This is a genomic window from Pontibaca salina (assembly GCF_016307205.1).
Lineage (GTDB): Bacteria > Pseudomonadota > Alphaproteobacteria > Rhodobacterales > Rhodobacteraceae > Pontibaca > Pontibaca salina.
Map to the genome: position 1 here is coordinate 141621 of NZ_JAEIJD010000001.1, position 21250 is coordinate 162870.

Annotated in this window: 18 protein-coding genes; 4 read left to right on the forward strand and 14 right to left on the reverse strand. The window is 60.1% G+C overall.

Annotation, left to right across the window (positions count from 1 at the left end; genetic code table 11):
* Positions 1-33 precede the first annotated feature (33 nt).
* The 6 genes from JAO82_RS00765 to purC all read right to left on the reverse strand — a co-directional run bounded on the left by JAO82_RS00765 (position 34) and on the right by purC (position 8072).
* Positions 34-2712, reverse strand: coding sequence for an Rne/Rng family ribonuclease (locus JAO82_RS00765; RefSeq protein ID WP_198684426.1), 2679 nt, complete (start codon positions 2710-2712; stop codon positions 34-36).
* 515 nt (positions 2713-3227) lie between these two features.
* Positions 3228-4562, reverse strand: coding sequence for a sigma-54-dependent transcriptional regulator (locus JAO82_RS00770; protein WP_198684427.1), 1335 nt, complete (start codon positions 4560-4562; stop codon positions 3228-3230).
* 16 nt (positions 4563-4578) lie between these two features.
* A complete protein-coding gene (locus tag JAO82_RS00775) occupies positions 4579-6357 on the reverse strand; it encodes a sensor histidine kinase (protein ID WP_198684428.1) in 1779 nt (592 codons plus the stop codon).
* Positions 6358-6393: 36 nt separating this feature from the next.
* The gene (gene purQ, locus JAO82_RS00780) at positions 6394-7062 is read right to left on the reverse strand and encodes a phosphoribosylformylglycinamidine synthase subunit PurQ (protein ID WP_198684429.1); all 669 of its coding nucleotides are present in this window, start codon (positions 7060-7062) and stop codon (positions 6394-6396) included.
* Complete coding sequence (gene purS, locus JAO82_RS00785) at positions 7062-7292, reverse strand: phosphoribosylformylglycinamidine synthase subunit PurS (protein ID WP_198684430.1); 231 nt, start codon at positions 7290-7292, stop codon at positions 7062-7064. Before purS ends, purQ begins: the two co-directional genes overlap by 1 nt.
* Before the next feature lie 24 nt (positions 7293-7316).
* On the reverse strand, positions 7317-8072 hold the full coding sequence (gene purC, locus JAO82_RS00790) for a phosphoribosylaminoimidazolesuccinocarboxamide synthase (RefSeq protein WP_198684431.1): 756 nt from the start codon (positions 8070-8072) through the stop codon (positions 7317-7319).
* A gap of 156 nt (positions 8073-8228) precedes the next feature.
* On the opposite strand from purC, the gene JAO82_RS00795 reads away from it, so the two are divergent.
* The 4 genes from JAO82_RS00795 (at position 8229) to JAO82_RS00810 (ending at position 11381) form a co-directional block, all read left to right on the forward strand.
* A complete protein-coding gene (locus tag JAO82_RS00795) occupies positions 8229-8546 on the forward strand; it encodes a DUF1476 domain-containing protein (protein WP_198684432.1) in 318 nt (105 codons plus the stop codon).
* A gap of 127 nt (positions 8547-8673) precedes the next feature.
* Positions 8674-9693 carry a betaine--homocysteine S-methyltransferase gene (bmt, locus tag JAO82_RS00800; protein WP_198684433.1) on the forward strand — a complete coding sequence of 340 codons (1020 nt, stop codon included), beginning with the start codon at positions 8674-8676 and terminating at the stop codon, positions 9691-9693.
* Positions 9694-9959: 266 nt separating this feature from the next.
* Positions 9960-10658, forward strand: coding sequence for a corrinoid protein (locus tag JAO82_RS00805; protein ID WP_198684434.1), 699 nt, complete (start codon positions 9960-9962; stop codon positions 10656-10658).
* Between the two features lie 3 nt (positions 10659-10661).
* Complete coding sequence (locus JAO82_RS00810) at positions 10662-11381, forward strand: DUF1638 domain-containing protein (protein WP_408635474.1); 720 nt, start codon at positions 10662-10664, stop codon at positions 11379-11381.
* A gap of 125 nt (positions 11382-11506) precedes the next feature.
* Here JAO82_RS00810 and JAO82_RS00815 read toward each other — a convergent pair whose 3' ends face one another.
* From JAO82_RS00815 to JAO82_RS00850, 8 genes are all read right to left on the reverse strand, one after another.
* Positions 11507-11998 carry a cytochrome c-type biogenesis protein gene (locus JAO82_RS00815; protein ID WP_198684435.1) on the reverse strand — a complete coding sequence of 164 codons (492 nt, stop codon included), beginning with the start codon at positions 11996-11998 and terminating at the stop codon, positions 11507-11509.
* Positions 11995-13962, reverse strand: a complete 1968-nt coding sequence (locus tag JAO82_RS00820; protein ID WP_198684436.1) for a heme lyase CcmF/NrfE family subunit — start codon at positions 13960-13962, stop codon at positions 11995-11997. Before JAO82_RS00820 ends, JAO82_RS00815 begins: the two co-directional genes overlap by 4 nt.
* A gap of 75 nt (positions 13963-14037) precedes the next feature.
* Positions 14038-14583, reverse strand: coding sequence for a holin family protein (locus JAO82_RS00825; protein ID WP_198684437.1), 546 nt, complete (start codon positions 14581-14583; stop codon positions 14038-14040).
* A complete protein-coding gene (locus JAO82_RS00830) occupies positions 14574-15185 on the reverse strand; it encodes a holin-associated N-acetylmuramidase (protein ID WP_198684438.1) in 612 nt (203 codons plus the stop codon). Before JAO82_RS00830 ends, JAO82_RS00825 begins: the two co-directional genes overlap by 10 nt.
* 140 nt (positions 15186-15325) lie before the next feature.
* The gene (gene ccmE / locus JAO82_RS00835; protein ID WP_198684439.1) at positions 15326-15772 is read right to left on the reverse strand and encodes a cytochrome c maturation protein CcmE; all 447 of its coding nucleotides are present in this window, start codon (positions 15770-15772) and stop codon (positions 15326-15328) included.
* 7 nt (positions 15773-15779) lie between these two features.
* Positions 15780-16808, reverse strand: a complete 1029-nt coding sequence (argC, locus tag JAO82_RS00840) for an N-acetyl-gamma-glutamyl-phosphate reductase (protein WP_198684440.1) — start codon at positions 16806-16808, stop codon at positions 15780-15782.
* Between the two features lie 33 nt (positions 16809-16841).
* Positions 16842-17651 (reverse strand): glutamate racemase, encoded by an 810-nt coding sequence (locus JAO82_RS00845; protein ID WP_198684441.1) that lies wholly within the window; start codon positions 17649-17651, stop codon positions 16842-16844.
* Between the two features lie 111 nt (positions 17652-17762).
* Positions 17763-21185, reverse strand: coding sequence for an indolepyruvate ferredoxin oxidoreductase family protein (locus JAO82_RS00850; protein ID WP_198684442.1), 3423 nt, complete (start codon positions 21183-21185; stop codon positions 17763-17765).
* Between the last annotated feature and the right edge of the window lie 65 nt (positions 21186-21250).

The window sequence follows — 21250 nt, forward strand, 5'->3', positions numbered from 1 at the left end:
GGCCTTTTCGGACCCGCCCTTGCCGTTTCTGGCTTAACGGTTCAACGACCACCAGCCACGTCGTTTGGGTTTGGCCGCGTCTTCCGGCGCAGTATCGACCGCTTCTTCAACCGGTTTCGGCGTCCTTTCGGTGTCTGGCTTTGCCGTGGGCTCCGGTGCCGAGCTGGGCCGCTCCACGGCTGCGACCGGCTTGGGCGTTGGTTCCGGCTTGGTCTCAGCCGCCGGTCCATTGCTTTTGGCTGCCGCATCGTCGCTCGCTGGTGCAACCGTCGTCTTATCGGCCGCAGCCGCCACGGCTACGGCTGGTTTGTCGCTGGCCCTTGCAGCGGCCGGCGCGGAACGGCGCGACCGCGTGCGCACCACCGTTTTAGGTGTATCCTCGGGCGCATCACCAGCTGTCGGGGCGTCACCCGATTGCGTTTGCGTTACGTCGTCAGTCTGTGTCCGTCTGGGCTGCCTGGAGCGTGATCTGCGCGGTGCCCTAGACTGGGTCGCGGAGGGTTGAGCATCCTCTTTCTCGTCCTCGCCAGCGGTGGTGGCGGCGGCAGCAGCCGGTTCGGGGGATTTACTATCACCTTCAACAGGTTCGGGCCCGGTTTCTCCCTGCTGGCTATCATCGGTGCCAGTTTGGTCAGGCCTGCCGTTTTTGCTGCGCCGTGGACGGCGGCGGCGGCGGCGTCTCGTTTTGCCGTCGCCATTTCCACCCTCTGCATTGGCCGGCGTCTCGTCATCGTCACCGTCACCGCCAATGTCGGTGCTGCTATCATCAGCCTTGGCATCGACCTGATCCATCAGCGATGTATCGACCGAGACGACTGGATCGGCTGCGACCTCCACATTGCGACTGGCGGTTTTAAGCTTCTCAAGAGAGAAGTCGGGGCTGACCAATTGCACGTCACCCTCGATGCGAACCGACAGACCATAGCGTGTTTCGATGCGGGCGATATGCTCGCGCTTCTGGTTCATCAGGAAGTTGGCGACATTGACTGGCACGCGCACTACGATCTCGCGCGAGCGACCGCGAACGCCCTCTTCCTCGATCTGGCGCAAGATATTGAGCGCCATGTTATCGTCCGAGCGAATCAACCCAGTGCCATGACATGCCGGACATGGCTGGGTGGTCGCTTCAATCATACCGGGGCGCAGACGCTGGCGGCTCATTTCGAGCAGACCAAAGCCACTAATCCGGCCCACCTGAATCCGTGCGCGGTCGGTTTTCAGCTTGTCTTTCAACCGTTTTTCCACTGCCGTGTTGTTCTTGCGGTCGTCCATGTCGATAAAATCGATGACAATCAAACCGGCCAGATCACGCAGACGCAATTGGCGCGCGATTTCCTCGGCGGCTTCAAGGTTGGTCTTGGTCGCCGTTTCCTCGATGCTGCCTTCTTTGGTCGCACGCCCCGAGTTGACGTCGATCGCCACCAGCGCCTCAGTCACCCCAATCACGATGTAGCCACCCGATTTCAACTGTACCGTCGGATTGAACATCGAGCTGAGATAGCTTTCGACCTGATACCGCGCAAACAGCGGCATCGTATCCTGATAATGCTTCACGTTCTTGGCGTGCGACGGCATGATCATCTTCATGAAGTCTTTGGCGATGCGATAGCCGCGCTCGCCCTCGACCAGAACCTCATCGATTTCGCGGCTGTAGAGATCGCGGATCGAACGCTTGATCAGATCGCCTTCGGCATAGATACTTGCCGGTGCAACCGATTTCAGCGTCAGTTCGCGGATCTGCTCCCATAGGCGCTGAAGATATTCGTAATCGCGCTTGATTTCGGTTCGGGTGCGCTTCGCTCCGGCAGTCCGCACAATCAACCCGGCCCCTTTGGGCACGTCGATTTCAGCGGCGATATCCTTGAGCTTCTGCCGGTCGGCAGCGTTGGTGATCTTGCGAGAAATCCCGCCACCGCGCGCGCTGTTGGGCATCAGGACGCAATACCGACCCGCCAGCGAGAGATAAGTGGTCAGCGCCGCGCCTTTGTTACCGCGCTCTTCCTTTACGACCTGTACCAGAAGGATCTGGCGCACCTTCACAACTTCTTGGATCTTGTACTTACGCGGTCGCGGTTTACGGATCGGGCGCAGATCTTCGGTGTCATCGTCATCCGCAACAGATTCGATTGTGTCATCCTTAGCGACAGGATCGCTGCCGTTGCCGTGCTCTGCACCGGACACACTGTTCGCGTCGCCGTTCTGATCGCCCAGCGGCTCTTCGACCGGCGTTTCGGCAACCCGCTCCATCGGTGATGTACCTTCTGCGGCATCATCTTCGCTCGGATCAATGGTTTCCATGCCATTGATATCGGTCGATTCAACAGCATCATCAGATTTCGTCGCCTCGGCCACCGATTTTGTCCGAGACCCACGGCGCGCGCGCGAGGACTCAGCGGCGTTCTCTTCCGCTTCCAGCGCCTCGGCATAGGCGCGCTCTTCCTCCATCAACGCTTCGCGGTCGGCGACGGGAATCTGGTAATAATCGGGATGGATCTCGGAAAACGCCAAAAATCCGTGCCGGTTTCCGCCATAATCCACGAACGCCGCCTGTAGCGACGGTTCGACGCGGGTTACCTTGGCAAGATAGATATTGCCGGCAAGCTGCCGCTTGTTTTCGGATTCGAAATCAAATTCTTCAACCTTGTTTCCATCAACCACCACGACGCGGATTTCCTCCGCGTGGGTGGCGTCGATAAGCATTTTATTGGCCATGTTACCTTGGTGCACCACGGCAAAACTGCCCGCCCTGGCGGACGGGAGCGTTTGGGGTGATGTCTTGTCAGGGCGATGTCAGACGCAGCGCGGCATGCAGTCAGGCAGGGCATGGCCCATTGGCCCCCTGCTCTTGTGCTCAATCCTCGCGCACGCGTCATCGCGGTTCTTCTCCGACAGGTCGGGGCGGCCCCGACTCTGCCCATTATTCCCCTTGCCGACATATTAAACGGTCAAAGGCATTACGTTGATCCCGGATAGGATCACATCGGTCTGAACGGTCCATGGGCGCGGCTTGCAGCCCAGTCCGACTCAGCGAAACTCTTAGCGGATCGCGGTTTATGTCGACGCGCTCCGTCATTTCACAATATGGCCAAGCGTAGGGGGATGACAATGGGAAATTTCGCCCCCCTTGCCGGGCGCGGTGCCGGGCGAGCGTTATTATTCTGCCGAAACAACGCGCAGCGCCTTCGACACCTAATGTCAAAATCCTATCTGCCGCCAACCGGAATGCGTCAAAGGTAATCTGATCGTTGCAGGCCGTATTTGGCCATTTTCTCGTTCAGTGTCCGGCGGGGAAGGCACAACTCCTCCATGACACTGGCGATGCTACCTTTGTGACGGCGCATGGTGTTGTCGATCAGCATGCGCTCGAACGCCTCGACATATTCCTTGAGCGGTTTGCCCTCGGTGGTCATCACTGGCTGCATTTCTTCATGATCCGACATCAGCAACGATGCGATGGTGCCCGAACCGCGCCGCGATTGCAGCACTGCGCGTTCCGCGATGTTAATCAACTGGCGCACATTGCCGGGCCAAGGCGCCTGCAACAGTTGTGCCGCCTCCTGTGCGGATACTTGCGGCGCCTCGCAGCCATATTCGTCGGAGAACTGCTCGGACAGGCGCGTGAAGAGCATCAGGATATCCTCGCCACGCTGGCGCAGCGGCGGCACGGTGATCCGCAACGCAGCCAGACGGTAGAAAAGATCGGGCCGCAGGGCGTCCTCAAGGGTGCGCCCTGCCTCCTGCATGTTGGAAATCGCGACGATACGGGTTTCGGCGGGGGTGCCCTGCTCATTGATGACGCTCAGCAGTTTGGCCTGCAAAGTCTCGCTGAGCGCGTCGATATCTTCCAGCACCAACGTGCCGCCGCGCGCTTCCTCGATTGCCGGAAGTTGCGTGTCCTCGGGCTGCATGGGGCCGAACAGACGTTTGGAAAGTGCATCTTCCTCTAGCGCGGCGCAACTGATGAGGACGAATTTCTTGCCCGCACGGCTGCCCACCGCGTGCAGGGCATGGGCCACCAACGTCTTGCCGGTGCCGGTTTCGCCATCGATCAACACGTGACCGTCTGCCTGCCCCAGATCCAGAATATCATCTTTCAGGCGCTCCATCACCGGGCTCGACCCGATCAGCTTTTTCATCAACTGGGTGCCGTCGCTCAACTCGCGGCGCAAGGCGCGGTTGTCCAGCGTCAGCCGACGCGCGCCGGTGGCGCGTTTGGCCAATTCAGACATTCGGTCGGGATTGAACGGCTTTTCCAAGAAATCGAAGGCGCCCACGCGCATCGCCTCGACCGCCATCGGCACGTCGCCATGCCCGGTGATCATGATGACCGGCAGCGCACTGTCGGCGCCCATCAGTTTCTTCAGAAACTGCATCCCGTCCATGCCGGGCATACGAATGTCGGAAATGACGATTCCGGGATAATCAGGGCCAAGCTTTTTCAGCGCCTCTTCGGCGCTGGAAAAGGTTTCGGTGTCGTACCCCGACAGCGCCAGCCACTGGCTGATACTTTGCCGCATATCCTGTTCGTCGTCCACGATTGCAATTTTCATCGCCTGCGCCATCGCTCGTCACCTTTTGCTATTCTGCCGCTTCCATTCCATCTTCGTGAATTGGAAGCTGCATCTCAAACACCGCGCCGCCGTTCTGCGCATTGCGGGCCGTTAGCCGTCCGCCAAGGTCGCTGACGATCCCGGACGAGATGGCAAGCCCCAGTCCGACACCGTCGCCGGGGGTCTTGGTGGTATAGAACGGTTCGAACAGCGCATCCAGATCTTCGATTCCCCGACCGTTGTCACGCACCGTCAATGTCGCCGTTTCGCCGGCGGCAAGAATAATCTGAACTTCGGGATCAGCGACCGTCTTGGTAGCGTCCAGCGCATTACGCAAAAGATTGACCATCACCTGCTCAATCCGCATCCGGTCGCCCATTACATAGACCGGCGTATCGGGCAGAATTTGCGCGATCTGCACCTGTCGATGGCGCAATTGGGGCTCCATCATCGACAGCGCCGAAGCAAGCGCATCGTTCATATTCAACGGTGAAAAGCTTTCACTTCCCTTACGGGCATAGGATTTTAGCTGTCGAGTAATCGCGCCCATACGTTCGATCAGGTCATCAATCCGCCCGAACGAGGCCAGCGCTTCTTCGGGACGGTGGCGGCGCAGCAGCAAGCGCGCGCCAGCCAGATAGGTTTTCATCGCCGCCAGCGGCTGGTTCAGTTCGTGGCTGACTGCGGCCGACATCTCACCCAACGCCGCCAGTTTACTGGATTGCGCCAAGGTCTGTTCGGCCACCGCAAGGTTTTCCTGAACTCGTTCGCGCTCGGCGATTTCCCGCTGCAGGCGGCTGTTCAATGCCCGCAACTCGGCAGATTCCCGCTGAAACAGCGCCATGCGCACCGCGGTCTTCCGGCTGAGCAGATAGAAAGCCGCCGCCAAAAGAATGGCGAATCCCATAATTTCGAGTGCCAGCACACCGTTCACCCGCTCACGGATTGATTCGTAAGTCGTGAAAGACGCCATCCGCCAGCCACGGAAGGGAATCCGGGCCTGGGTGCGCATCACTGCCTCGCCGCGCAAATAAGCGTCGGCGGGCACTGCCGTCCAATCGGTGGTGGCCCGGATCGCGCGTTCGATGGCATTTTGCGGGGTCTGCAGCTGCACGGCCTGTTCTTCGGTCAAGCCGCGCCAGCGCGATTCTGTCGCCAGAATGATGGTCCCAGTGGAGTCCATCACCATCACCGCGTCGGAAATCCCGGCCCAGGCGCGCTCGAATTTTTGCAGATCAACCTCCGCCACGATCACGCCCAAAATCGAATTTCCGCTTTCCAGACGGCGGGAATAGGTGAAACGGTAACCGCCCGCTTCGCGCGGGATGACAGAGAACACGGTAGAATTTGCCCGGACGGCATCTACGAAATAGGGTTCGCTACGATGCGATGAGCCAAGGCGGTTGCGATCCGTTGCCGCCACCGTGCGCCCGTTATTATCGAGCAGCATCAGCGATGCCGCGTCAATCTCGTCGACAAACGAAATCAGGCGCTGGGTGGACTGACTGAAATCTTTCGAATTGAGCGCGGCGATCAGGGTCGGGTCGCGCGCCAAAAGCTGAGGTACAATTGCGTTGCGGCGCAATTCGCTCAGCAAGTTGCCCCCGTATAACGCGAGTCGCACTTCGGCGCGGTTACGGGTGTCTTTGGTGAACCGCTCGGTCAGCAATCGATTGGTGACCCAGACGGTTGCCACCGCGGCCACCAACACAATCAAAAGCAGCACCCGCACCCGCCAACCGACCGGCTGACTGCGACTTGCAGGGCCGGTCTCCGATGGAGGAGAATGTTTGCCCGACGTTGACATCACATCAAACTATGTGCTGCGCGCAGCCGACTCAAGTCACGCGGTGGCAAAGGTTCCCGCCAAAGCATGAAACATCGCCTTGCCGTCAGTGCCACCCAGCACCGGATCAGCGGCGCGCTCAGGGTGGGGCATCATGCCTAGAACCCGGCGATTTTCGGACAGGATGCCGGCAATATCTTGCACCGATCCGTTCGGATTGTCGAGATAGGTGAAGGCCACGCGATCTTCACCATGCAGGCGCGCCAGCGTATCGTCATCGGCAAAGTAATTGCCGTCGTGATGCGCAATCGGAATCTCGACCGTGTCGCCGGCGCTGTAGTTTTCGGTGAAAGCACTGGCCGCAGTGGCGACTTGCAACCCAACAGTGCGGCAGACATATTTCAGTCCGCTATTGCGCAGCAATGCACCCGGTAGCAAACCCGTCTCGGTCAGTACCTGAAAGCCGTTGCAGACCCCCAGCACATATCCCCCCCGACCCGCATGGTCGGCCACCGCCCGACAGATCGGGGATTGCGCCGCGATGGCGCCGCAACGCAAATAGTCGCCATAGGAGAACCCGCCGGGGATACCGACGATATCTAGATTGTCCGGCAGCGAGCTATCCTTGTGCCAGACCATTTTGACGTCAAACCCGGCAGCGCGAAACGCGACGGCCAGATCACGGTCGCCGTTCGAGCCAGGAAATACGAGAACACCCGCCCGCATCAGCCCATTTCCACGCTGTAGGATTCGATCACCGTGTTGGCCAGAAGCTGTTCACACATGCGGGTCACATCCTCTTCGCTTACGCTGTCATCGAGATCAAGTTCGATCACCTTGCCCTGGCGCACACCATTCACCCCATCAAAGCCCATCGCTCCCAAGGCGTGGCGCACGGCCTCGCCCTGCGGATCGAGAACCCCTGTCTTCAGCATCACCTGAATCCTTGCCTTCATCGGTCTTTTCCCTTGGTCTTTTTTTCAGTTGATCAGAGTTGGCTTGACCACCGCTGTTTGGGGCAGCAGGCCCAGACGGCGCGCGACTTCTGAATAGGCGTCGGTCAAATCGCCCAGATCGCGCCGGAATACGTCCTTATCGAGCTTGCGGCCCGTTTCGATATCCCACAAGCGGCAGGAATCGGGGCTGATTTCGTCGGCAACGACAAGGCGCTGGAAATCTCCGTCAAAGACGCGCCCGATTTCGATCTTGAAATCCACCAGCTTGATGCCGACGCCATACATCACGCCAGACAGGTAATCGTTGACCCGCAGCGCAAGGCTGAGAATATCGTCCATGTCCTGCTGACTGGCCCAACCGAACGCGGCGATATGTTCTTCGCTAACCAGCGGATCGCCGAGATCGTCGTCCTTGTAGCAAAATTCGACAATGGGACGGGGCAACTGTGTGCCCTCTTCGATACCCAGCCGCTCGGACAGGCTCCCGGCGGCAAAATTGCGCACGATGATCTCAAGCGGGATGATCTCACAACTGCGCACCAGCTGTTCGCGCATATTCAGGCGCCGGATGAAGTGAGTCGGCACGCCGATATTGATCAGCCCGGTCATGAAATATTCACTCAGGCGGTTGTTCAACACGCCCTTGCCATCCACCACATCTTTTTTCTGGGCATTGAACGCAGTGGCATCATCCTTGAAATACTGCACAATTGTGCCGGGCTCGGGCCCTTCATACAAGATCTTGGCCTTGCCCTCATAAATTTTTTTGCGCCGCGCCATGCTTCGCCTTTCGAGATCGGGACAGTGGATCATCCACCATCTGGCGCCGCTATAATGCAAGGCCATGAGCGTCGCAAGCCGCGCGCGCCTCTTGCGCGCAGCGCTCCGGAGAGGCATATCTTTATCCTACTGCATTCAACTCAAGAGGCCGCCTCCATGACAACCTTCGACGAACGCAAAAAAGCCTTTGAAAACAAATACGCCCATGACGAGGAAATGTTGTTCAAGGCCACAGCCCGTCGCAACAAGCTGGTCGGTCTCTGGGCCGCCGAACTGTTGGGAAAGTCCGATGACGAAGCGGCAGAATACGCCAAGGAGGTGGTTCGGTCCGATTTCGAAGAAGCCGGACACGAAGACGTAGTGCGCAAGGTCGCCGCCGATCTTGGCTCCAAGGCAGACGCTGATACGATCCGCGCCAAGATGGACGAGCTGCTGCCGGTCGCCAAGGCACAGATCATGGAAGAACTAGACTGACCGTGCATCGCCCGTTGCGTAATACGATGCCGCGCGCTTCCGGTTGTCACATATTCCTGCCCTTCGGGGCGTGATAACATCGGCGCGGCATTGCAAGCCTGAAACCTGCTAACACAGGACTGCCCCCATGACTGATCTGCTGACCCGCATGCTCGCTGACAACGACGTTCTGCTTGCCGATGGCGCGACCGGCACCAGCCTTTTCGGCATGGGACTGATGGCGGGCGACGCACCCGAACTTTGGAACACGGATGCGCCCGAAAAGATCCTTGCTTTATATCGCGGGGCAGTCGAGGCGGGCAGCGATCTGTTTCTTACCAACACCTTTGGCGGCAATGCGTCGCGGCTGAAACTGCATAGCGCGCAATCGCGGGTGCATGAACTGAACCGTGTAGGTGCCGAATTGGGCCGCGACATCGCCGACAAGGCCGAGCGGACGATCATCGTCGCTGGCTCCGTCGGCCCCACCGGTGAGATTATGGAACCCGTGGGGACGCTGTCGCATGCCTTGGCTGTAGAGATGTTTCACGAACAGGCCGATGGGCTGAAGGAAGGCGGAGCCGACATCGCCTGGCTTGAGACGATTTCATCCCCCGAAGAATTCCGCGCAGCAGCCGAAGCCTTCACCCTCGCCGGTCTGCCCTGGTGCGGGACGATGAGCTTCGACACTGCCGGGCGCACTATGATGGGCGTGACCTCGGCGGCGATGGTGCAGATGGTCGAAGCCCTGGACCACCCGCCCATTGCTTTCGGTGCCAATTGCGGCACCGGTGCCTCAGACTTGCTGCGCACGGTGCTGGGTTTTGCCGCACAGGGCACCGAGCGGCCGATCATTGCCAAGGGCAACGCCGGGATCCCGAAATATGTCGATGGGCACATCCACTATGACGGCACGCCCGATTTGATGGCCGAATACGCGGTCATGGCTCGGGATTGTGGCGCACGCATTATCGGCGGTTGCTGTGGCACCATGCCGGAACACCTGCGCCGCATGCGCGCCGCGCTCGACGAACGCCCCCGCGGCGAGCGCCCGACGCTCGACCTGATCACGCAGGTGCTGGGGCCACTCAGTTCCGCCAATGACGGCACTGGCGAGGATACAGCACCCGCGCGCCCGCCCCGGGGCAAACGGCGGCGCACCAACTGAACAGCTTGGGCTGACAACAGGCGACTGTAGCTTCGGCTGCCCATGCAAGGGCCGAAAGTGGATGCTTGGCGTGAACACGCTCGGAGCCAGTTCGGTATGAAGATCGTCACGATCTCAACCGGAATCACCCGTTTCGGCGGCTGACAAGTCGGTTCCAAGTTGGGCGAGGTCGCAAACAACGCAGTTCAAAAACGCCGTCTGTCGCAGAAAGGAAGGGAGCAACCTGCCGATCCCTGCTAGGATCCGCATATCGAAAGGTGACCGCCATGTCGCAAGAAGATGATATCATCCTGTCGGAACTGGACGACGAGGAACTTGTCCAGCAAATGTTCGACGACCTTTACGATGGCCTCAGGGAAGAGATTGAGGAAGCCGTAGGTATCCTGCTCGAACGCGGCTGGGCCCCTTACGATGTTCTGACCAAGGCCCTTGTCGGCGGAATGACGATTGTCGGCGCTGATTTCCGTGACGGTATCCTGTTCGTTCCCGAAGTGCTTCTGGCGGCAAATGCCATGAAGGGCGGCATGGCGATCTTGAAGCCTCTGTTGGCGGAAACCGGCGCGCCCCGCGTTGGCAAGATGGTGATCGGAACGGTCAAGGGCGACATCCACGACATCGGCAAGAACCTCGTTGGCATGATGATGGAGGGAGCCGGCTTTGAAATCGTCGACCTGGGGATTAACAATCCGGTCGAGAATTACCTTGAGGCGCTGGAAACCGAAGAGCCAGACATTCTGGGCATGTCGGCGCTGCTAACCACCACCATGCCATATATGAAAGTGGTGATCGACACATTGATCGAACAAGGTAAGCGTGACGATTACGTCGTGCTGGTCGGAGGGGCCCCCCTGAACGAGGAGTTCGGTCGCGCGATCGGGGCCGATGCCTATTGCCGCGATGCTGCGGTAGCCGTGGAAACCGCCAAAGACTTCATGCACCGCAAACACAACCGGGTGAGCGCCTAAACCATGGCACGGCGCAGCCGCCCCGCCCGGCGAATGCCCACATTGCCGCCCGCCGCAACCCCTGCGAATCAAAGCGCCCTTGACGATGTCACGTTGAGCCAATCCGGCTTGTCCGCTCCGTCGGGCAAGCCGGGGCGGATCTTGCTGATTGCCTGCGGGGCGCTGGCGCGCGAGATCATGGCGCTGAAAAAGGGCAATGGCTGGGATCATATGGACCTGACCTGCCTGCCGGCGATCCTGCACAATCATCCCGAACGGATAACCGACGCGGTGCGTCAGGCGGTCGCCAGTCACCGCAAGGATTACGAGCGGATATTCGTTGTCTATGCCGATTGTGGCACTGGCGGCCATTTACAAGCCGCTTGCGCCGAAATGGGCGTTGAAATGATCGCCGGCCCGCATTGCTATAGCTTTTACGAGGGCAACGCGGCATTCGCCGAGCGGGACGAGGCCACGACCTTCTACCTGACCGATTTTCTTGTCCGCCAGTTCGATGCGTTCGTGTGGAAACCGCTCGGCCTCGACCGCCATCCAGAATTGCGCGAGATATATTTCGGCAATTATGAAAAACTGGTCTATCAGGCCCAGACCGATGATCCCGCCCTGACCGATCACGCCCGCCTCTGCGCCGAGCGCCTTGGTCTTGCGTTTGAACGCCGCCTAACCGGCTTTGGCGATCTTGAAACCACACTCACAGACTGGGCCAAGCACGGCCGCGAGTAATCCCTGCTTGGCTTGCCGCCCCAGCGCCCCGTAAGCCCGAACGTTATCTTCCGCTACGGCATAGAGCGGCGGCATAGCCCGTCCGGCGCATTTCACCGAGCATCTGTCGGAACAGACCAAAGCCGCTAGTCTTCGAGAATGCGGCGCACCCGTTCCTGTTCCTCATTCGTCAATACGGCATCGGCATTACCCGGGGCTTTCGCCCGCCCGCGCAGGTAACCAAAGCCAATCCCCCCCGCCAAAAGCAGCATCAACGGCCCAGCCGCCCAAAGCAGCCAGTTCGCGCCGCCCGTGGTCGGACGCAGCAGCACATATTCGCCATAACGGTCAACGATGAAATCCACCGTTTCTTCGTTGCTATCGCCTTCGACCAAGCGTTCGCGCACCAGCAGGCGCAGGTCGCGCGCCAGATCGGCATTGCTTTCATCGATGCTCTCGTTCCGGCACACCAGACACCGTAAATCCTTGCTGATATGCCGCGCGCGGTGCTCCAACACCGGATCGTCCAGCACTTCGTCAGGCTCCACCGCCGCCACCGGCCCCGCCAGAAGAACCGCCATTAGGGCGGCAATATAGGGCGCAGTTTCACCCCGCCATCCGCGCCCGAAAACCCTCATTCCGCTGGCACCGCTTCTTGGCGCGACTTGCGCGCCCCGGCTGCAACGCGAAAGCGGCGGTCGGACAGGCTCAGCGCGCCGCCCAGCGCCATCAGGATCGCACCCCCCCAGATCCAGTTCGCAAAGGGTTTGATATAGGTACGCATGGTCCAGCCACCGTCACCCTGCCGGTCGCCGATAACGACATAGATATCGCGCAGGAAACCGTTGTCGATCGCCGCCTCGGTCGTGGGCATCCCCGCCACCGGGTAGTCCCGCTTTTCGGGATAGAGTTCGGTCACGAAGCGGCCATTTCGCTCCACGATCACATGACCCATGGTGGTGAAATAATTCGGCCCCTCGCCGCGCCGCACTTTATCCAGCGTCAACCTGTAGGCTCCGACCTCGAAGGGTTCGTTCAGATAGGCGATACGAATGTCTTCTTCTTCCCATGCGGTCAGCCCGGCGATGGCAAACATGGTTATGCCCAGCCCGCCATGAGCAACTGCTTTGCCCCAATCGGCGCGCGGCAACCGCGTCAGCCGCGCCAACCGTCCGCCTCTGCGCCCGGTACGCGACCACAGATCGGCAATGGCACCAAAGACCAGCCAGGAACCCAGAAACAGCCCCACCGGCCCCAATACGCTTTTCCCCGTCTGCGTCGCCCAGACCAGAAGCGCCACGGCCACTGCCAGAACGAAAGCATAGCGCAAAGACCACGCCACACGCCCGACCCGCCCGCGCTTCCATGGCAGCATCGCGCCAATCGGCAGAATCATCCCCAGCAACACCATGAAGGGGGTAAAAGCCATATCGAAGAACGGTGCGCCGACGCTCAGTTTGCGGTCAAAGAACATTTCGGCCAAAATCGGCCACATCGTGCCGATGAACACAACGAAACAGGCCACGGCCAGAAGCACGTTATTGGCCACCAGCGCGCTTTCGCGGCTAACGACGCCAAAGACGCCCCGCGCCTCCATTGCCCCTGCGCGCAGGGCATAAAGTGCCAGTGCGCCGCCGGTAAACACTGCAAGGATGATCAGTATGAAGAACCCCCGTTCTGGGTCATTGGCAAAGGCGTGCACGCTGGTCAAAAGCCCCGAGCGCACGATGAATGTCCCAATAAGTGAAAAGCCGAACGCCAATATCGCCAGCAAAATGGTCCAGCTTTTCAAGGATTCGCGTTTTTCCACCACAATTGCTGAATGCAGCAGAGCCGTAGCCAGCAACCAAGGCATGAAACTGGCGTTTTCCACCGGATCCCAGAACCAGAACCCGCCCCAGCCCAGTTCGTAATAGGCCCACCACGACCCCAAGCCGATACCAATGGTGAGGAAAACCCACGCCGCCAAGGTCCATGGCCGTACCCAGCGCGCCCAAGCGGCATCAATCCGACCTTCGATCAGGGCGGCAACGGCAAAGGAAAACGCCATGCTCAGCCCGACATATCCAAGATAAAGAAACGGCGGGTGAAAGGCCAAGCCGGGATCCTGCAACAACGGATTCAAATCCTGCCCGTCAAAAGGTGGCACTTCCAGACGCAGGAACGGATTAGAAGTAAACAGGATAAATGCCAGAAACGCGACCCCGACCGCAGCCTGCACCGACAGCACCCGCGCCCGCAATCCGGGGGGAAGATTGCCGCCAAACCAAACCGCCATCGCCCCGAACAAGGCCACAATCAGCACCCAAAGCAGCATCGATCCTTCGTGATTCCCCCAGACGCCGCTGATCTTGTAGAGCATCGGCTTTGCCGAATGGCTGTTTTCCACCACCAGCAGCAGTGAGAAATCCGAGGTGACAAAGGCCCAGGTCAGCGCCGCGAAAGAAAACGCGATCAGAAAAAACTGCAAATTCGCGGCAGGTTCGGCCACGGCCATCCAGCCGGGCCAGCGCTTCTGCGCCCCTACCATGGGCACCACCGTCTGGACGATGGCGACGATGAAGGCGAGTATAAGGGTGAAATGGCCAAGCTCTGTAATCATGGCCTCTCTATACGCTGCGGACAGCATGGCTTCCAATGGTTTTCCACACCGCCCAAAGATCACATTGTCGCGGGGTCAACGCCCGCGCCGCGCCCGCCAGTCCTCCAGCGCCGGATTGTCCTGCATTGGCAGGTTTGCGGCAGCCGGTTCGACGGCACGCATATCTCGCAAGCGATCCAAATTGTTCATTACCTCGGGGGCACGCGCCATCGTTATCGCCATATCTCGGCGAAACTCCTGATTTTTGCGGTGATGCCGGGCACCGAAATAAAACGACACGACCACTCCCAACAGCCACCAAAGCGGCTCGGGCACCAAAGCGATGCCCTGCATCCGCTCGGCAAACCAAAGGGGGTCGACCATCGCTGCCACAAACAGCCCCAGTGTGCCCAGCGCCATCATTGGGCGGGGCAAGCGATTCACGCCGTCGATAAAGCGGTCAAATCGCGACGGCTGCGATTGCGCGAATTCGGCCGCGAACTGAGCCATCGCTTGCGCCTGCGCTTCGGCTCCGCGCTGCGCGCCCGCTTCGGCGTTTTCCCGAAAGACCTCGACGGTGTCACGCACGACATTGCGGCCATTGCCCAGAACAAGCCGCAGAATTTGCCTGATCACTCCCATGCGGCAACTCTTTGTGAAAACTCCGCAGCGCTCAGGTGATATCGCGGCGACAAAAACTCTTCGGCCCGTTTGATCCACCCGCCCTTGCCGCCCGCCCGAGTACGGGCAAATTTGCGGCTGGCCGGGCGGCGGTCGGCAAGATCTAGATAGTAATTTCGCCGCGCCACCCCATAAGCGTCGCGCAGCAATGTCTCATCCGGCTCTGCCGCATCGCGCGCCGCCGCCAGCGTTTGGGGGCCGATCACTCCGTCCACTGCCACCCCATAGCCCATCTGGCTCAGCAGCCGCTGCAGGATCTTCACCGCCTGCACTCCGGCGTTCACATACATATCAAACATACTGGGCTGCAGCCCCGTCGGCATCGCGTCGATACCCGGGCGTTCGTAATAATGATTGATGAAAATCTCGACCGCATGCGTGCGGTCAAGGGCGCGCACGTCCGCGACGTCAACCACACCGTCGCCATTCACATCCAACCCGAGGCGACGCAGGGTGTGGATAGTCACCCCATGATTGGTCGCCCCCCCTGGGTCATCCGGATCGTTCACGAAACCGCCTTCGCGGGCAACGATCGCTTCTGCAATCTCGCGTACGGTCTGCATATTCGGGCTCCTTCACCTATGGCAAGGAAACCCTGATCCAGATTAGTTAAGCTAGATGAACCGGACCGGGCGTTGCTCCGCAGGCCCGCACTTCTTCTTGCAACAAATATCCTCGCCGAAGGAACGAAGCGCAGCGGCGTTCAGCTGCCCTCGGCGTCTTGATAAACGCCCTGCTCTTTCAGCGCGTCGATCACCTCTTTGGGCATATAGGTTTCATCATGTTTGGCCAGTATCTCGGTCGCGACGAAGACACCGTCGACATAGCTGCCGGTGCCGACCATGCCTTGGTTTTCCGAGAACAAATCGGGCAAGACACCTCTGAAACTGACCGGGACCGTGGCCCCACCGTCGGTCACCTCAAAGCGGATCACCTCGCCCTGCCCGCGCGTAATGCTGCCTTCAGCCACCAGCCCACCGATGCGGAATACTTCATTTGGGGCCGGAGGGTCGGCCAGAACCTGTGTTGGAGCCCGGAATAGGTTGATACCGTCGCGCATGGCGTATCCAATGAGTCCGGTGGCCAGCACCAGCGCCACCGTAGCGACAAGGATAATCTGTATACGTCTTTGTTTCTTAAGGTTTTTCATGTCGTCCTCACGGAAAAAGCGGAGGCATCATCAGCCCCTCGGTTTCGTCCTCTCCCAGCATCAGATTCGCGTTCTGCAATGCCTGCCCACTGCTGCCCTTGGTCAGATTGTCGAGCGCTGCAATGACGATAGCCCGCCCCTCGATCCGGTCGGCAGTGACACCGATGTGGACATGGTTTGACCCCCGCACATGATGTGTGCTCGGCGCTTCGCCCAATGGCAGCAGCTGCACAAAGGGCTCGCCGCGATAGGCCGCCGCAAAGGTTTCGTGAATGACCTGCGCCTCCCCTTTCACATAGACTGTCGCCAGAATTCCACGATTCGCCGGAATCAGATGCGGCGTGAACTGCACCTGTACCGGGCGCCCTGCGAGCCGCGAAAACTCCTGATCGAATTCGCCCAGATGGCGGTGGGTGCCGCCAATCGCATAGGCGTTGTACCCTTCGCTCAACTCGGCATGTAGCAGGTTTTCCCGCAAGCTGCGCCCCGCCCCGCTGACGGCACATTTCAGATCAAGTATGATATCGTCCAGATCAATCACCCCCGCTGCAATCAGCGGGCGCAGTGCGTATTGCCCGGTGGCGGCATTGCAACCGGTCCCGGCCACCAGCCGCGCGCTACGGATCTCGTCGCGATAGAATTCCGTCAGCCCATAGACCGCCTCATCCTGCTGCTCTAGCGCGGCGTGTTGGTTGCCATACCATTTTTCGTAATCGCCCGGATCGCGCAGCCGGAAATCGGCAGACAGATCGACGATCTTCATATTGCGTGGCAGAGCGCGGATCACCTCTTGGCTGGTCTTGTGCGGCAAGGCGCAGAAGCACAGGTCAATCTCGGAAAAGTCGATCTCGTCGATACGGCACAGCGCCGGCAGTTCCAGATGGCGCAGATGCGGAAAGACCTCGGCCATGGCCAATCCCGCCTTGCGCTCGCCCGACAGGGCCGCGATCTCCATATTGGGATGCAGGGCGATCAACCGGACCAGTTCCGCGCCAGTATAGCCACTTGCGCCTAGAATTGCGATTTTATGAGCCATGTTCGAGTTCTTCCTTCAAATTCATCTGCCAGTTCATGCCGCTTCAAACTGGATGCCACGCCGCAGAAACTGGGTCGCGCGGTCGCTGACCCGGCGTGGATTGCCTGTCGTCAGATAGCCCCCTGCTCCGGTGCCCAACATGTTCGGATGGCGTGTGAGATAGTCGGCAAGGCTGGCGGCCACCAGATCCGCTTGACTGAAGACCCGCACATTCGGCCCCAGCGCATCCTGAAACGCTTGCGCCACCAAAGGATAGTGCGTGCATCCTAATATTGCCGCTTCGGGGTTGGGCATCTTGCGCTTCAACGCGTCGACATGGCTGCGCACCAAAGCTTCCGCCAAAAGCAGATCGCCCTCTTCGATGGCATCGACAACCCCGCCGCAGGCCTGTGCTTCGACATCGACACCAATAGCACGGAATGCCAATTCGCGCTGGAAGGCGCGGCTTGCCACTGTTGCCGGCGTTGCAAACAGTGCGACGTGCTTGACCGCCACTTCACGCGGTGGGGAATTATCGCCCCATTGCCGTTCGGTCAGGGCCTCGATTAGCGGCACAAACACACCCAGCACCCGTTTTCCGGGCGGCAGCCCGCCCTCTTGCAACCGGCGCAGAGCCGCAGCGCTGGCGGTGTTACATGCCAATATCACCAGATCACAGCCACGATCCCACAATGTGGTGACCGATTTCGCCGTCAGATCGAACAGATCATCGGCGCTGCGCACACCATAGGGCGCGTTCAGATTGTCGCCGAGATACAGGAACTCCACATCTGGCAGGCGCGCCTGCACCCTGTCCAGAATCGTGAGACCCCCCAGGCCCGAATCGAAAATACCTACAGCCATATGTGCGCCTGTTTCATTTGAGGTGCGTCCCCGTGGATTTGGCGATCAGTCGCGTCGCCCAGTGCACATAAGCAGCTTTCCTGCGGAAATCCATTGCCGCCTCTGCCACAGCTATTCGGCCACCTGCGCCATATCCGCGCCACCCTGCCGGAATACGGCCAGCAGCTCTTCGCGCCGCTTGGCCGCGCGCGCCTGATTGGCGGTCTTGACCGGGCCGAAGCCACGAATCTCCAACGGCAAGGCGGCGAGCGCAATTGCGATGTCGCGGGTCTGCGGCGTGACCTTCGGCAAAATCTCCCGCAGGTCGGCCTCATATTGCGTGATCAGGGCGCGCTCCATCCGCCGCTCGGCGCTATAACCAAACGGATCGAACGCGGTGCCACGCAGGAATTTCAGCCGTTTCAACGCCCGCAGCGGCATTTCCAGCCATGCACCAAATCGCCGCTTTTTGGGCCGCCCGTCCGCCCCGGTGCCACCCAAGAACGGCGGCGCAAGATGGAAGGTTATACGGAAATCGCCGTCAAACTCGCCCCGCGCCTTTTCACGGCTCTCTAGCAACAGGCGCGCGACCTCGTATTCATCCTTATAGGATAACAGCTTGTGATAGCCCTTCGCGACGGCCTCCTTCAGCCGGTCATCCTCGATACCTTCCAGCATTGCGTGATAGCGTTCCGCCAGCCGCTTGCCCTGATAGGCCGTCAGATGAGCGCCGCGAAAGGCAACCTTCTCGTCCAGAGACTTCGGCGTTCTCACGTTCTTGGGCGTGGTTAACGCTGCCGCGTCATTCGGGTGCAACACCGCCCAGCGCCCGATCTCAAAGGCGCGCTGATTGCGTTCGACCGCCGCGCCGTTCAATTCGATCGCCTGCATAATGGCACCGTGGCGCAGCGGGATCAGCCCGCGTTGCCACGCTGCGCCGAAAATCATCATGTTGGAAAAGATCGAATCGCCCAGCGCCGCCCGCGCAAGTTCCGAGGCATCGAACAGGTTCAGGCGGTCTTTCATCCGTGCCTTTAACGCCAGTTCCAAACGGTCATAGGGCAGAGCGAATTCGGTATCGCGGGTGAAATCTCCGGTGACAATCTGATGACTGTTGACCACGGCGCCGGTCTGCCCGCTCTGGCACAGGCCCAGCGTCTTGGCTCCCGCGCTGACCACCAGATCGCCGCCGATCAGCGCATGGGCCTCTCCCGTGGCCACACGAATCGCGCTGATATCCGACGGTTCCTCAGCAATGCGCACGTGGATATGCACCGCCCCGCCCTTCTGGGCGAGGCCCGCCATCTCGATCATTCCCGCGCCTTTGCCGTCGATCTGCGCCGCCTGCGCAAGCACTGCCCCGATCGTGACGACGCCGGTGCCGCCGACCCCGGTGATGACCACGTTATGGGTGCCGTCGATCTGTGGCAGGATTGGTGCGGGCAGATCGGGCAGGTCCAGTTCGGCGGTCGCCTCTTTTTTCGGCGTCGCCCCCTCCAGCGTCACGAAAGACGGGCAAAAGCCGTTCAAACAGGAGAAATCCTTGTTGCAGCTCGATTGGTCGATGGCCCGTTTGCGGCCCAGTTCGGTTTCCTTGGGCACGATCGCCACGCAGTTGCTCTGCACCCCGCAATCGCCGCAGCCTTCACAAATATCGGTATTGATGAAGACGCGCTTGTCGGGGTCCGGAAACAGCCCGCGCTTGCGACGGCGGCGCTTTTCGGCGGCGCAGGTCTGGATATAGACGATAGCCGACACACCTTCATGTTGTGCGAATGCGTTTTGCACCGCCATCAGGTCAGCGCGCTCATGAATTTCGACACCTTCGGGAAAGGCGTTCAGATCCACATCTTCCTTCTGGTCATAGACTACGGCAAGGTGCTTGATGCCCATCGCCTTCAACTCGGCAGTAATGCGGGTTGCGTCCAGTTCGCCGTCATTTGACTGCCCGCCGGTCATGGCGACGGCGTCGTTATAAAGGATCTTGTAGGTCATCTTGGTGCCGGCAGCCACGGCCGCGCGAATCGCCTGAATCCCAGAATGATTGTAAGTGCCATCGCCAATATTCTGGAACACATGGCCGCGCGTCGAAAACGGCGCTTCGCCGATCCAGTTCGCACCCTCGCCGCCCATATGGGTGAAGCCCAATGTGTCGCGATCCATCCATTGCGCCATATAGTGGCAGCCGATCCCGGCATAGGCGTGACTGCCCTCGGGTATCTTTGTCGAGGTGCTATGCGGACAGCCCGCACAGAAATAGGGCAGGCGCGCGGCGATATCTTCGGCATTATCCCCTGCCCGCGCCTCGGCCAATCTGGCCAGACCAGCGCGAATTGCCTCGCTGTCGCGCCCCTCGTCGATCAGGATCTTTCCCAGTTGCTCGGCAATCATGATCGGGTCCAGCGCGCCGCGCGTCGGGAACAGTTCCTCCCCGTGCATCACCCCCGCGCCGCCCCCCTTGTGCCAGCCCCAGACACGGCGGCCGCGCCGCTCATCAAAGATGGCCTCCTTGATCTGCACCTCGATCAGCTTGCGTTTCTCCTCGACCACCACGATCAGGTCCAGATCTTCGGCCCAGTCCCTGACCCCGCGCACATCAAGCGGGAATACCTGCCCCACCTTATAGGTGGTGATGCCCAGCGCCTCGGCGCGGGCTTCATCGATGTTCAGCAGCTTCAGCGCATGCACCAGATCCAACCAGTTCTTGCCAGCCGCGACAAAGCCGATCTTCGCCCCCTTTCGCCCCCAGACGCGCCGATCGATCCCGTTGGCGCGCGCGAACGCTTCGGCCGCATAGCGTTTGTGATCGATCACCCGCGCTTCCTGCGCGGCGGGCGTATCGACAAGGCGGATGTTCAGCCCGCCCGGTGGCATGGTGAAATCGGGTGTGACCAGCTGCATTCGCTCGGGGCGACCATCGACGACCGAGGTCGCCTCGACTGTGTCCTTCATGGTTTTGAGCCCGACCCACAGCCCGGAAAACCGCGACAGTGCAAAGCCGTAAATGCCGTAATCCAGTATCTCCTGCACCCCCGCCGGGCTGACTATCGGCACATAGGCATCCAACAGCGCCCATTCGGACTGGTGCAGCACAGTGCTGCTTTCGCCGGTATGATCGTCCCCCATCGCCATCAGGACACCACCCAGCGCGCTGGTTCCCGCCATGTTCGCATGCCGGACCACATCGCCCGAGCGGTCAACGCCCGGCCCCTTGCCATACCAAAGGCCGAAGACGCCATCGAAACGCCCCTCGCCGCGCAGCTCTGCTTGCTGGCTGCCCCAAAGTGCGGTCGCGGCGAGATCTTCGTTCAACCCGGCCTGAAAGACGATATCATGCTCTGCCAATGGCTTAGCTGCGCGCTGCATCTGCATATCAACCGCGCCAAGAGGGCTGCCACGATAGCCCGTCACCAACCCGGCTGTGTTATGTCCCGCTGCACGGTCCCGCACCTTTTGCATCAGCATCAGCCGCACCAGCGCTTGCGTCCCGTTCAGAAGCACCGGGCTGCGGTCCAAATCGAAACGGTCGTTCAATGAGATTCGTTGCGTGGACATCTCCCGCCTCTCTGTTGGGCATCAATATCAATGGCTGGACTCATAGGTCATACAGGCTGACCCGC

Bases quoted from the DNA above. Each gene is read 5' to 3' on its own strand.
- JAO82_RS00815 (WP_198684435.1), bottom strand. From the start codon at position 11,998: ATGAGGGTTTTCGGGCGCGGATGGCGGGGTGAAACTGCGCCCTATATT.
- bmt (WP_198684433.1), top strand. From the start codon at position 8,674: ATGACTGATCTGCTGACCCGCATGCTCGCTGACAACGACGTTCTGCTT.
- JAO82_RS00825 (WP_198684437.1), bottom strand. From the start codon at position 14,583: ATGGGAGTGATCAGGCAAATTCTGCGGCTTGTTCTGGGCAATGGCCGC.
- JAO82_RS00830 (WP_198684438.1), bottom strand. From the start codon at position 15,185: ATGCAGACCGTACGCGAGATTGCAGAAGCGATCGTTGCCCGCGAAGGC.
- purS (WP_198684430.1), bottom strand. From the start codon at position 7,292: ATGAAGGCAAGGATTCAGGTGATGCTGAAGACAGGGGTTCTCGATCCG.
- ccmE (WP_198684439.1), bottom strand. From the start codon at position 15,772: ATGAAAAACCTTAAGAAACAAAGACGTATACAGATTATCCTTGTCGCT.
- purQ (WP_198684429.1), bottom strand. From the start codon at position 7,062: ATGCGGGCGGGTGTTCTCGTATTTCCTGGCTCGAACGGCGACCGTGAT.
- JAO82_RS00810 (WP_408635474.1), top strand. From the start codon at position 10,662: ATGGCACGGCGCAGCCGCCCCGCCCGGCGAATGCCCACATTGCCGCCC.
- purC (WP_198684431.1), bottom strand. From the start codon at position 8,072: ATGGCGCGGCGCAAAAAAATTTATGAGGGCAAGGCCAAGATCTTGTAT.
- JAO82_RS00845 (WP_198684441.1), bottom strand. From the start codon at position 17,651: ATGGCTGTAGGTATTTTCGATTCGGGCCTGGGGGGTCTCACGATTCTG.
- JAO82_RS00795 (WP_198684432.1), top strand. From the start codon at position 8,229: ATGACAACCTTCGACGAACGCAAAAAAGCCTTTGAAAACAAATACGCC.
- JAO82_RS00770 (WP_198684427.1), bottom strand. From the start codon at position 4,562: ATGGCGCAGGCGATGAAAATTGCAATCGTGGACGACGAACAGGATATG.
- argC (WP_198684440.1), bottom strand. From the start codon at position 16,808: ATGGCTCATAAAATCGCAATTCTAGGCGCAAGTGGCTATACTGGCGCG.
- JAO82_RS00765 (WP_198684426.1), bottom strand. From the start codon at position 2,712: ATGGCCAATAAAATGCTTATCGACGCCACCCACGCGGAGGAAATCCGC.
- JAO82_RS00820 (WP_198684436.1), bottom strand. From the start codon at position 13,962: ATGATTACAGAGCTTGGCCATTTCACCCTTATACTCGCCTTCATCGTC.
- JAO82_RS00805 (WP_198684434.1), top strand. From the start codon at position 9,960: ATGTCGCAAGAAGATGATATCATCCTGTCGGAACTGGACGACGAGGAA.
- JAO82_RS00850 (WP_198684442.1), bottom strand. From the start codon at position 21,185: ATGTCCACGCAACGAATCTCATTGAACGACCGTTTCGATTTGGACCGC.
- JAO82_RS00775 (WP_198684428.1), bottom strand. From the start codon at position 6,357: ATGTCAACGTCGGGCAAACATTCTCCTCCATCGGAGACCGGCCCTGCA.